12 protein-coding genes are annotated in these 11,895 nt (G+C 41.8%); 9 read left to right on the top strand and 3 right to left on the bottom strand.

Going from position 1 to position 11,895, the window contains the following annotated elements:
• The first annotated feature begins 14 nt into the window (after nt 1–14).
• The 7 genes from J1G47_RS04835 (at nt 15) to lacD (ending at nt 6,831) form a co-directional block, all read left to right on the top strand.
• The gene (locus J1G47_RS04835; protein ID WP_016528132.1) at nt 15–488 is read left to right on the top strand and encodes a PTS system mannose/fructose/N-acetylgalactosamine-transporter subunit IIB; all 474 of its coding nucleotides are present in this window, start codon (nt 15–17) and stop codon (nt 486–488) included.
• A gap of 13 nt (nt 489–501) precedes the next feature.
• A complete protein-coding gene (locus tag J1G47_RS04830) occupies nt 502–1,377 on the top strand; it encodes a PTS mannose/fructose/sorbose/N-acetylgalactosamine transporter subunit IIC (protein WP_012621601.1) in 876 nt (291 codons plus the stop codon).
• On the top strand, nt 1,364–2,200 hold the full coding sequence (locus tag J1G47_RS04825; RefSeq protein ID WP_005713835.1) for a PTS system mannose/fructose/sorbose family transporter subunit IID: 837 nt from the start codon (nt 1,364–1,366) through the stop codon (nt 2,198–2,200). The genes J1G47_RS04830 and J1G47_RS04825 overlap by 14 nt, the downstream gene beginning before the upstream one ends.
• 190 nt (nt 2,201–2,390) lie before the next feature.
• Entirely contained in the window at nt 2,391–3,362 is a 972-nt protein-coding gene (locus J1G47_RS04820) for an IS110 family transposase (protein ID WP_012621529.1), read from the top strand.
• Between the two features lie 178 nt (nt 3,363–3,540).
• Complete coding sequence (locus tag J1G47_RS04815; RefSeq protein WP_207326799.1) at nt 3,541–5,331, top strand: glycoside hydrolase family 35 protein; 1,791 nt, start codon at nt 3,541–3,543, stop codon at nt 5,329–5,331.
• A gap of 161 nt (nt 5,332–5,492) precedes the next feature.
• The gene (locus J1G47_RS04810; protein WP_010785784.1) at nt 5,493–5,879 is read left to right on the top strand and encodes a PTS sugar transporter subunit IIA; all 387 of its coding nucleotides are present in this window, start codon (nt 5,493–5,495) and stop codon (nt 5,877–5,879) included.
• A gap of 10 nt (nt 5,880–5,889) precedes the next feature.
• A complete protein-coding gene (gene lacD, locus J1G47_RS04805) occupies nt 5,890–6,831 on the top strand; it encodes a tagatose-bisphosphate aldolase (RefSeq protein WP_075605339.1) in 942 nt (313 codons plus the stop codon).
• A 44-nt stretch (nt 6,832–6,875) separates the two neighbouring features.
• On the opposite strand, the gene J1G47_RS04800 is transcribed toward lacD, so the two are convergent.
• From J1G47_RS04800 to znuC, 3 genes are all read right to left on the bottom strand, one after another.
• The gene (locus J1G47_RS04800; protein ID WP_160414743.1) at nt 6,876–7,673 is read right to left on the bottom strand and encodes a class II glutamine amidotransferase; all 798 of its coding nucleotides are present in this window, start codon (nt 7,671–7,673) and stop codon (nt 6,876–6,878) included.
• Between the two features lie 123 nt (nt 7,674–7,796).
• Nucleotides 7,797–8,582, bottom strand: a complete 786-nt coding sequence (gene znuB / locus J1G47_RS04795; protein WP_026916713.1) for a zinc ABC transporter permease subunit ZnuB — start codon at nt 8,580–8,582, stop codon at nt 7,797–7,799.
• Nucleotides 8,583–8,592: 10 nt separating this feature from the next.
• Nucleotides 8,593–9,378 carry a zinc ABC transporter ATP-binding protein ZnuC gene (gene znuC / locus J1G47_RS04790; protein WP_207326798.1) on the bottom strand — a complete coding sequence of 262 codons (786 nt, stop codon included), beginning with the start codon at nt 9,376–9,378 and terminating at the stop codon, nt 8,593–8,595.
• Between the two features lie 139 nt (nt 9,379–9,517).
• Here znuC and mepM point away from each other — a divergent pair, with 139 nt between their 5' ends.
• Both mepM and dsbC read left to right on the top strand, forming a co-directional pair.
• Nucleotides 9,518–11,011 (top strand): murein DD-endopeptidase MepM, encoded by a 1,494-nt coding sequence (gene mepM / locus J1G47_RS04785; RefSeq protein ID WP_010785789.1) that lies wholly within the window; start codon nt 9,518–9,520, stop codon nt 11,009–11,011.
• A gap of 11 nt (nt 11,012–11,022) precedes the next feature.
• Nucleotides 11,023–11,706: a bifunctional protein-disulfide isomerase/oxidoreductase DsbC gene (gene dsbC, locus J1G47_RS04780; protein WP_160414504.1), complete on the top strand. Its 684-nt coding sequence runs from the start codon at nt 11,023–11,025 to the stop codon at nt 11,704–11,706.
• The last annotated feature ends 189 nt before the right edge of the window (nt 11,707–11,895 follow it).

Genomic DNA, 11,895 nt, shown 5'->3' with positions numbered 1-11,895 from the left:
TACAGGAGGCAAAAATGGCAATTTTAAATGTACGCATTGATGGACGTTTAATCCACGGTCAAGTGGCAAACTTATGGACGTCTTATCTCAATATCACTCGCATTATGGTCGTCGATGAAGTCGCGGCAAATAATGACATTGATAAAGCAGGCTTACGCTTGGCTTGCCCAGCAGGGGTGAATTTAAGTGTTTTACCTGTGGAAAAAGCAGCCGCCAACATTAACGAAGGGCGTTATGACTCTCAACGTGTTTTGTTGGTAACAAGAACCCCACAAACGATCTTACAGCTTGTGGAGGCAGGCGTAAATCTGCCGGAAGTCAATGCAGGGAATATGCCTAAAACGGATCTAACACGTCCTATCAGAAAAACAGTACACGTGACTGAAGACGATGTGGAAGTGTTTAGAAAACTTTCTGAAAAAGGCGTGAAGCTCACCGCTCAGTTAGTGCCTAATGAAGAAAAAGTCGATTTAATGAAACTTTTATAGAGGAGTAACGATTATGATCGAATGGTGGCAAATACTTTTGATAACGCTTTATGCGTTCTATCAAATCCTAGATGAAATCACGATTGTATCTAGTGCTGGTTCACCTGTGTTTGCAGGCTTTATCACAGGTTTAATTATGGGCGATTTGACAACTGGATTGTTAATCGGTGGTTCAATGCAATTAACCATTTTAGGTGTAGGTACCTTCGGTGGTGCATCTCGTATTGATGCAAACTCAGGTACTGTTATCGCAACTGCATTCTCTGTTGCAGCTGGAATGGATCCACAATTAGCCTTAACAACCTTAGCTGTACCAATCGCAGCGTTAATGGTTTATACCGATATTTTAGCGAGAATGTCTAACGTATTCTTCGCTCACCGTATCGACAAAAATATCCAAGACCACGCTTATAGTGCAATCACGGTAAACTATCTCTGCGGTGCAATCGCTTGGGGTCTATCTCGTGCATTACCAATCTTCTTAGCGTTAGTGTTTGGTGGTCCATTTGTGGCAAGCCTAGCAGAAGCAATGCAAACAGGCTTCTTAAAAGTTATCGCAGATGGTTTAACCCTTGCAGGTGGCGTATTACCAGCGTTAGGTTTCGCAATCTTACTTCGTTACTTACCGACAAAACGTCACATTGCATACTTAATCCTTGCATTCTCACTCACAGCAATCTTCATTACTCTCTTCGGTAACATCAATGCTGTCGGTGCATCAACAGGTGTAAGCAACTCAATCAGCAGCGTACCAATGCTTGCAATGGCAGCAATCGGATTTGCATTCGCCTACATTGTTTACCAACGTAGCGTAGAAGGTGGCTCAGCCCCAGTTGCAAAACAAAATACCACTTCTGACAAAGGAGAAATTGAAGATGACGAACTCTAATCAACAAGTCGGAAATCCAAAAGGCTATAAATTAACAGATGCGGACTTCCGCCAAATCAATATCCGTAACTTATTCTTCAACCAAGTTGGTTGGAACTACGAACGTATGCAAGGTTCAGGTTATTTATGGATTATGTTGCCACAGCTACGCAAAATGTACGGCGACAACACACCTGAATTACAAAAAATGATGGTGATGCACAACCAATTCTTCAACACCAGCCCATTCTTTAACACTATTGTTAAAGGTATCGACTTGGCACTTGAAGAAAAACAAGGGGTGAAATCACTTGAAGCCGTTGCAGGTATCAAATCAGGTTTAATGGGACCATTTGCCGCTATCGGTGATGCCCTATTCGGCTCACTCGTCCCAGCAATTATGGGGGCGATTGCCGCAACAATGGCAGTAAACGGCAATCCGCTTGGTGTCGGCTTATGGGTTGCGGTAGCGATTGCAACAATGGTATTCCGTTGGGTGCAACTCAAAATCGCTTATCGTGAAGGGGTAAACTTAGTGACCAACCTAAGTCACCGCTTGAACGCACTAACCAACGCCGCAACAGTGCTTGGGGTATTCGTTGTGGGGGTAATGTGTGCCACGATGGTGAATGTCAAAGTACCGTTTGTCGCTACTATCGGTGAGAAAGTCGTTTCCGCCCAAGCGAACTTAGACCTTATCTTACCAAGATTAGTCCCTGCGTTAGTGGTGTTCTTCATCTACTGGTTACTCGGCAGACCGAAAATGAACTCTAACAAAGCGATTATGATCATCATCGCACTCTGTATCTTGCTCTCTTGGGCTGGATTGTTGGCGAAAGGGTAATTTAAAAGGGACACGAGGCGTCGTGTCCCTTGTATATTAAAATTATAGTAAACTAGCAACATAAACCATAACGTTATCCACAGCTTGGGTGTCCCTAGAGCTAAAACTCGTTCTGTAGCGTAGGCGTGGATAACTTCATCAGCAAAACCGAACAGTTGAAATATAAACCCGAATACAAGGCAGGTTACCGATGAACGCTCCGATTTATTGTGGTATTGATGTTGCTAAACGCAATTTCGTGATTGGTTTTTCCCATCAGAAAAAGACCAAAACCGAAACCAATAACGCCAAAGGTATTCAACATACCTTGGACTATTTAAGCCAGTTTAATGTGGCTCTGATAACGCTTGAAGCAACGGGTGGATTAGAAATCCCCGTGGCAAAAGCCCTTGCTCGAGCAGGTTATCGTGTATTTATTGCTAATCCACTGAAAGCCAGTGAGTTTGCAAAATCTCAAACGAGAGCCAAAACCGATGCAAAAGATGCGGTTAATCTCGCTTTCTATGGGCTCACTTGTGAGCTTAAAGGCGAAGTAGAGCATCAGTTGTATGTTCCGCTTTCTGAGCAAGAAGAACAGCTGGAAGCCCTTGTGGTTCGCCGTCGTCAGCTTGTCGATATGCGAGTAGCAGAGCTAAATCGTTTGCAACAAAGCCACGAAACCCAGTTGGACAATATCCAACAACACATTGAAATGCTTGATAAATTAATCGCCGAACTTGATAAAGATATCGACGACCAAAGTAAGCATTTTAGTGATAAAGCTGACCTTATCTCAGACATCAAAGGCGTTGGCAAAAATTGCGTCGCCGTGATGATGTCAAGCCTGCCGGAATTAGGCAAGCTAAGCAGCAAAAGAATTGCCTCACTCGTTGGCGTTATTCCGCATCCACAGGAAAGCGGTCAATGGAAAGGAAAATCCTTTTGCTATGGTGGTCGAGCGATTGTTCGTAATGCCTTATATATGGCAGCACTATCGGCAATTCGCTTTGAACCTGTTTTTAAAGCCTTTTACACCCGATTGGTTGCAAAAGGCAAAGCGAAGAAAGTCGCTATTATGGCGTGTATGCGTAAACTGCTAACCATTATGAATGCGTTGGTTAGACGCAATGAAAAATGGGATGCTACACGCTACTTATCCACAGAATCTGTGGGTCAAAATTGAATAACTTTTTTGTGTGTAAACACAGTTGCTACAATACCATCGAATGTAGCGACGCCACGCTTGGCGTCCTAAAACAAGCGGTCAAATTCATTCAAAATGTTACAAATAACTAAGATCTAAAACCCAATCACTCTTTCCTAGATTTATTCGGTTTTATATCTTTCAAGCGAGGTGAACTATGCCTTTCCAAATCGGTGAAAAGGATTTCCTACTCAACGGAAAACCGTTCAAAATTCTGTCAGGTGCAGTACATTACTTTCGTATCGTGCCAGAATACTGGTACAAAACGCTCTACAACCTAAAGGCAATGGGGTGTAACACGGTTGAAACCTATGTGCCGTGGAACTTACATCAGCCACAGCCTGATCAATTTAACTTCAGCAAGCGGGCAGATTTAGTCAAATTTTTGCAAACAGCAAAAGATCTAGGGTTGTACGTTATTCTTCGCCCAACACCTTATATCTGTGCGGAATGGGAGTTTGGCGGATTGCCTGCGTGGTTGCTCAATATTCCAAATATCCGCTTACGCCAAAACGATCCGCTGTTTATCGCTGAAATCGACCGCTATTTTCAAGAACTGCTTCCACGCATTGCCCCTTACCAAATTACCCAAGGCGGTAATATTCTAATGATGCAAATCGAGAACGAATACGGCTCGTTCGGCAATGATAAAAACTACCTAAGAGCTATTCGGGCGTTGATGTTAATTCACGGGGTGAACGTACCGCTTTTCACATCAGACGGTGCGTGGCAGAACGCCTTAGAAGCAGGGGCGTTGATCGAAGATGATATTTTGCCGACGGGGAACTTCGGCTCTCGTTCCAATGAAAATTTAGATGAGTTACAATGCTATATCGACAAGCACGGCAAATCTTACCCGTTGATGTGTATGGAATTTTGGGACGGCTGGTTTAACCGCTGGAAAGAGCCTGTGATCCGCCGTGATGCTCAAGATTTAGCGGACTGCACCAAAGAGTTACTCGAACGGGCAAGTATCAATTTCTATATGTTTCAAGGCGGAACGAATTTTGGCTTTTGGAACGGCTGTTCCGCACGGTTAGACACCGATTTACCGCAAGTAACCAGCTACGACTATGATGCCCCTGTTCACGAATGGGGCGAACCGTCAGAGAAATTCTACCTGCTACAAAAAGTGCTAGGGCAGTACCCTGATGCCAGCCCGATTGTTGATCCGATTTTGCCAAATATCACCGCTTACCCACCGCTTGCTGTGCAAAATGAAGTGTCGCTGTTTGGTACTTTAGACACAATCAGCGAATGCTACGAAAGTCCGTTCACTCAAACAATGGAACAGCTAGGGCATTACTACGGTTATCTGCTTTATCGAGCCAAACCGACAGCATATAGCGGTGAGATCAAGCTGAGAATTTACCAAGGCAGAGATCGCATTCAGATTTTCAACGATAAACAAAAAGTTGCCACCCAGTATCAACACGAGATCGGCAATGAAGTGATGTTACAGACACCAAATGGCGAGTTCCAACTTGATCTATTAGTGGAAAATATGGGACGAGTGAATTACGGCGGTAAGCTACTTGCAGCGACACAACATAAAGGTATCGGTGCAGGGGCTGTGCTTGATCTGCATTTCCACACAGGCTGGCAACATTATGCGATTGATTTTGACCGCTTGGAAGAGATTGATTTTGATGGCGAAAAAGATAGCCAAACGCCTTCGTTCTATCAATTTAAGTTACACCTAGACCAAGAACCGCAAGATACCTTTATTGATACCCGTGCGTTCGGCAAGGGGGTGATTGTGGTAAATGGTGAGAACTTAGGGCATTACTGGAATGAAGGTCCGACTTGTTATCTCTATTTACCAGCTCCGTTACTGCATAAAGGCGAGAATGAGATTATCGTCTTTGAAACAGAAGGGGTGAAGATCGATAGCTTAACATTTAGCGATAAGCCGATTTATAAAGAGTTGAATACGAAGAACTTATAAGGACAACCCAAAAAAATATCGTCAAACTTCCCCCTTTGAAAAAGGGGGATTGAGGGGGATTTAAAGATCTAAACAGTTAATCGCACTATCTTAAAATCCCCCCTAGCCCCCCTTTTTCAAAGGGGGGAATAAAAAATTCAAAACTACCAAAAGGAGCAACTATGAGCTTAATTTTAATCAGTCACGGAGAGTTTGCAGAAGGCTTACTGGATACTGCCGAAATGATTTTAGGCAAAATCGACAATGCTCAAACCGTCTGCTTATACCCACACGAAGGCAATGAAGATTTCCAAGTGAAATTTGAGCAAGCACTGGCGAATGCAAGCGGTGAGATTGTGGTTTTTTGCGACATTATGGGCGGTACGCCGTGTAATGTGGCAATGCGTTACTTGCCGAAATTATCAGGGTTATATAGCGGAATGAATTTACCGATGGTGATTAGCTATGTGAGTGAAGAAGACACGGACGGCTTACTGGAAAATGCCAAAGAACAAATTCACGATGTGGCTCAACAACTTAAAAACTTAGCGTTAGGCGATGATGAATAGGAGTAGTAGTATGTCTAAACAAGATTTAATGAAAAAACTTTGCACCAAAGAGGGCATTATTGCTGCCCTTGCGATTGACCAACGTGGTGCGTTACGCCGAATGATGGGCGATGATATAACCGCTCAACAGGTCAGCGAATTTAAAACCTTGATTTCTCAAGAATTAACCCCCTATGCGTCGTCGATCTTGCTTGATCCAGAATTTGGCTGGGCGGCTTCAGAGAAACGTGATGCAAATTGCGGATTAATTATGGCATACGAAAAAACAGGCTACGATAAAAGTATTGCCGGACATTTTCCTGATTTGATCAATGATGCTTCTGTTCATCGCTTAAAAGAAAAAGGCACACAAGCGGTTAAATTATTGATCTATTTTGACATTGATGAACCGCACGAAATCAACGACCGCAAAGCCGCTTTTGTTGAACGTGTGGCGTCTGAGTGTAATGCAGAACAAATTCCGCTGTTCTTAGAGATCTTGACCTACGACGGTTCAAACGAAGATAAAGTCTATAACGCCAAAGTCAAACCTCGCAAAGTAATCGAAGCGATGAAGTTCTTTGCGGATAAACGTTTTGGGGTAGATGTCTTGAAAGTGGAAGCGCCTGTGGTGATGAGTTATGTGGAAGGCTTTACTGACGGTGAGGTGCTTTACAGTCAAGCGGAAGCCGCTGCATTCTTCAAAGCACAAAGCGAAGCAACGGATCTGCCGTTTATTTTCCTAAGTGCAGGCGTTTCAGCCAAACTGTTCCAACAAACCCTTGAATTTGCTCACCAAGCAGGCAGCCGGTTTAACGGCGTACTGTGCGGACGTGCGACTTGGGCTGGTGGCGCGGAAGCCTACAAAGCCGAAGGTGTTGAAGCCGCTCGCCAGTGGCTTAAAACACAAGGTAAACAGAATATCAGTGAGTTGCTCGAAGTGTTAGAACGCACGGCAACGCCGATTAAGTAGAAAAGTAAATTGCCCCTTTTGAGTATAGAAAGGGGCAATCTATTTTAAACGTGAGGGTTACATTCAGGTAGTGTACCTTCAATTTCAAAGAGTACATCACCATCTTTAAAGAAGACATAGCCCCCATTTTTCATTTTTGTCCAGTTCTCATTTTTTGTGAGAGGCTGGGTTGTAATAATGGTGACTTTATCACTTTCTTCCGTATATTCACGGAAATCAATCATTACATCATCATCACGCAATGCTGTGCCGAATGGGGCTTTGCGACAGATATAATGTAAGTTTGTTGAGCAACGTGCGATCATCCAGTGCCCATTGGAAAGAATAAAATTAAATACGCCGTGTTTAGCGATTTCACTGGCAATATCTACAATTGCGTCAAAAATCTCTTTTTCACTTGGTTTTTGTGGAAAACGTTGTTTTAGGCTGGCAACTATACAGCAAAATGCGGCTTCAGAGTCCGTTGAGCCTATAGGCTGATAGTGATTATTCGGGCAAACTTTGACATCAACCGTGCCGTTGTGGGCGAATACCCAGTTTTCACCCCAAATTTCGCGGATAAATGGGTGGGTATTTTCTAAATTGACATCGCCACAGGTTGCTTTACGGATATGGGCGATAACGTTAAAGGATTTAATTCGATATTGACTGACGAGATCTGCCATTGGTGATGAGGCACCTGGGCAATTGTCTCTAAAAATACGCACACCTTTGCCTTCAAAAAAGGCAATGCCGAAGCCGTCGGTATGGTGGTCGGTTAAACCTGCACGCCGTCGAAATCCTTCAAACGAGAAAGTAATATCGGTCGGCGTATTACAATTCATTCCTAATAATTGACACATAATTTACTTCTTTATTTACTTCAAAAAAATATAAAAATCCCACCGCTTGTTATCATTAACAAGCGGTGAGATTTAAGCGAAATTTGACAAAAAATTCAATAGGAAAATTATATTTTATTGATCTTAATTCGCCTCTTTTTTAATTAATGAGAGTAAAAAGAGTGTTCCTGCACAAACAACCACTGAAGGTCCTGCTGGTGTATCTTTGAGGGCAGAGAGTAATAATCCGCCACTGACCGATAATATGCTTAATCCGATGGCGTAAATAACCATTGTTTCAGGGGTTTTGGCAAAGCGTCTTGCAGTTGCAGAGGGGATAATCAGTAGTGAGGTGATGATTAAAGCCCCGACAAATTTCATACTTAATGCAATGGTTAATGCGGTGAGCAACATTAATAAGAGGCGTAGGCGTGCGACATTTAGGCCTTCAATTTGAGCTAATTCAGGGCTGACTGTGATGGCGAGTAGCTTTTTCCAATACAGAGCCAGTAGTGTCGCAATGCCGATAACCCCGATGCCGATAAAGAGTACGTCGTTAAAACCAATTGCAAGAAGATCACCAAATAGGTAGGACATTAAATCAACACGAACATTGTCTAATAGGCTGATGGTGATAACGCCTAAGGATAAACTGCAATGGGCGATAATGCCTAATAGGGTATCGACTGAGTGAGTAGAGCGCTGTTCTAACCAGACGAGGCAAAGAGCGAGTATGACGGTCATTAGAATAACAGCAATATAGGGATCGATTTGTAGGAAAATCCCTAATGCAACCCCAAGTAATGCGGAGTGAGAGAGGGTATCACCAAAATATGCCATTTTTCGCCAGACGACAAAAGCCCCAAGCGGTGCGGTGATGAAGGTTAAAAATACGCCTGCTAACCACGCAGGAAATAAAATCTCAAACATATTGCCTCAATTAGTGATGTCCGTTACAACGACATACATTGCCTTGTAAGTCGTGGTGGTGATTATGGTGATGAGAATAAAATGCCACGTTTTTCGCAAATTGATCGCCAAAGAAGTAGATAAAACTTGGGTCACTTGAAATTTTTTCAGGTGTACCAGCACAGCAGATATGGCGATTAACGCATAGCACTTCGTCCGTATTTGCCATTACAATGTTTAAATCGTGAGAAACCATTAAAATAGCACAGTTTAACCATTCACGAGTTTTATTTAATAGTTGATAGAGTTCCGTTTGCCCTGTAATATCCACCCCTTGCATTGGTTCATCTAAGACAAGCAGTTGTGGACGGTCTAAAATTGCACGTGCAAGTAGTACTCGTTGTAACTCACCGCCAGATAATTTTTGCATACTATGCTTAGCAAGGTGAGTGATTGCAAATAGGGACAATGCTTCATCTATCAAGGGTTTAGTGCTGTTAGGCTTGAGAGATAGAAATTTTTCAACGGTAATAGGAATAGAGTGATCCAGATGCAATTTTTGTGGCACATAGCCAATTTTTAGCTGTGGTTGGTGAATAACCTGCCCTGATGTTGCTGGCTGTAATTTCAGCAATACTTTTAATAGGGTAGATTTACCCCCCCCATTAGGACCAACGATAGTTGTGATAGAATTGGGGTAGATGTTTAAATGAATATTTTCAAGGGCAACTTGTGTACCAAAATTCACATTAATCGCTTTCAGTTGCACAAGGGGCTTCGTTAAATTGTGGATCGGCTTAATTTGCTTGATCTGCATAACATTAATAAATTTAAGGATTTAAGGAATTAAAATTAGCGGATTTTTTTCAGTTTTACAAGAAATCTATGGGAATTTTTTGCCTATTCCTTTGTCTATAACAAGTTCGCACTAGAAGAAAATTATTTAGGATAGAATTTTGCAACACGTTATTTTTGCTAGAGATCGCCGTCGTAAGAAGAATAGAGTAAAGGCATTTGTGTTTTTGGTGATTATATTATCTATCTTTATCGGTATCGCTTTAACCTTAAAAAGACCGAGTTCAAATTCTTCAGAGGCTCAAGAAATCCCGATTACGTTGGCTACTCAGTCGTTGCCTGAAGTTTCAACAGGATTATCTCATGGTGAGCCTAAGTATATCAGCATTGATTTTACTGCCTCTGCTAAAGAGGAACAGGAACAAGTAAATGCTGAGCCTGTTGATGAAAATGCAACCTCTTATGAAGATGAATTGAGTGATGTTGATGATGAAATAGAAGGGCAACCTAAAGCAGCTGTTCCTGAAAGTGAAAAATTATCGGAAGAAGCAGAAAATGTATTAGAAGATGTGTTAGATATTGCAGATCAAGCATTACGTATCCAAAATCAGTTTAGTTATACCGTAACTCAAGGCGATCAGCTAAAAGATGTACTAGAACAGTCAGGATTAACACATGCCACAGCAAAAGCCTTAGAAAAAACCTTTCCACAGTTAGCCGATCTTAAAGTAGGACAACAATTCTACTGGATTTTAGACAATAACGGTGAGCTAGAATATATGAACTGGCTCATCTCAGAAAAAGAAGAGAAAATTTTTGAGCGTAAAGCTCAAGATCAATTTGCGGTACAAACAATTCAGAAAAAAGGCGTTTGGCAACAAGATGTGATTAAAGGCACCATTAATGGCAGTTTTAGTGCAAGTTTAAAAGCGGTAGGTTTATCTCAACGTCAAATCAATCAGTTAGCTAACGGTCTGCAATGGCAGATTGCCACCAATAAATTGAAAAAAGGCGATAAATTTGCAATTTTAGTAAAGCGTGAGTATATCAATGGCAAGGTCACGGATTTAGGAAATGTCGAAGCCATTCATATTATCAGTGGCAAGAAAAGCTATTATGCTATTCAAGCAGATAATGGACGTTATTATAACCGTCACGGTGAAACGTTAGGTAAAGGCTTTGCTCGCCACCCATTGCCATTCACACCAAGAGTTTCATCACATTTTAATCCTCGTCGCTTACATCCGGTAACAAGACGAGTTGCCCCTCATAAAGGGGTGGATTTTGCTGTTCGATCTGGAACACCGATTATTGCCCCTGCAGATGGTGTGGTTGAACATATCGCTTATCAAGCAAACGGTGCTGGTCGTTATATTAAACTACGCCATGGGGGGCAATATACTACGGTGTATATGCACTTAAGCCGTTCGTTAGTTAAAGTTGGGCAAAGTGTTAAAAAAGGACAACGCATTGCGTTGTCTGGAAATACAGGGCGTTCAACAGGTGCACATCTGCATTATGAATTTCATATCAATGGGCGACCGGTTAATCCAATGACAGTAAAATTGCCGGGTATAGGATCTGGTATGCCCGATAAAGAACGTAAAGCATTCTTAGTGAAAGCACGGAATATTGAAACAAAACTTAAACTCTAGAAGGATTTATAATGAAAAAAAGTCTATTGACCCTAATTAGCCTTGCAATCTTAGGTACGGCACAGGCGAATGATAAAAACTTACAGCAACAGCTTGAGAAAATTGGGGCAACCAATGTGAAGTTGTCAGAATCTGCCTTGCCAGGTTTTAAAACAGCGATTTCTGATCAAGGTGTTGTGCAAATTAGCAATGATGGACGCTATGTAATACACGGGCAGATTTTTGAATTAAAAGATGGCAAAGTTACTGATATTACTAATCGTGCATTACTCGCAGAACTTAATAGTCTAGCAAAAGAGATGATTGTGTATCCTGCGAAAAATGAAAAACACGTTGTCACTGTGTTTATGGATATTACTTGCCATTATTGTCATTTATTGCACTCAAAGATCAAAGAATATAATGATTTAGGCATTACTATTCGTTATTTAGCTTTCCCTCGTGGCGGTATGAATACTGAAACGGCAAAACAGATGGAAGCAATTTGGACAGAAAAAGATCCAGTCTTTGCGTTAAACGAAGCAGAGAAAGGTAACTTACCAAAACAGGTAAAAACGCCAAATATGGTGAAAAAGCATTATGAGCTTGGGATTAAATTTGGGGTTACGGGTACGCCAAATATTGTCACAAAAGAAGGTGAGTTAATCGCTGGCTATGTTGAGCCAAAAGAGTTGCTCAAAATGTTAAGTCACTAATCCTTAATTTAAACTACAAGCGGATAGGTTTTATTCTGATATCCTCCCCGCCTCAAGAGGCGGGAATTCCTAAGTGTAAATTTTAAACGTATTTAAAGACCTATAATTTCATCGTTTGAATACTGATAAAAATTGACCATGCATTAGCTTCTTGAAAGCTGCTCTTCCCCCAATAGATTTCATAATTTT

This window comes from Glaesserella parasuis (genome assembly GCF_017352235.1).
In the GTDB taxonomy this organism is placed as follows: Bacteria; Pseudomonadota; Gammaproteobacteria; order Enterobacterales; family Pasteurellaceae; genus Glaesserella; species Glaesserella parasuis.
Note: the sequence above shows the minus strand (reverse complement) of the source record. Positions and strands in the feature narration are given on the sequence as shown.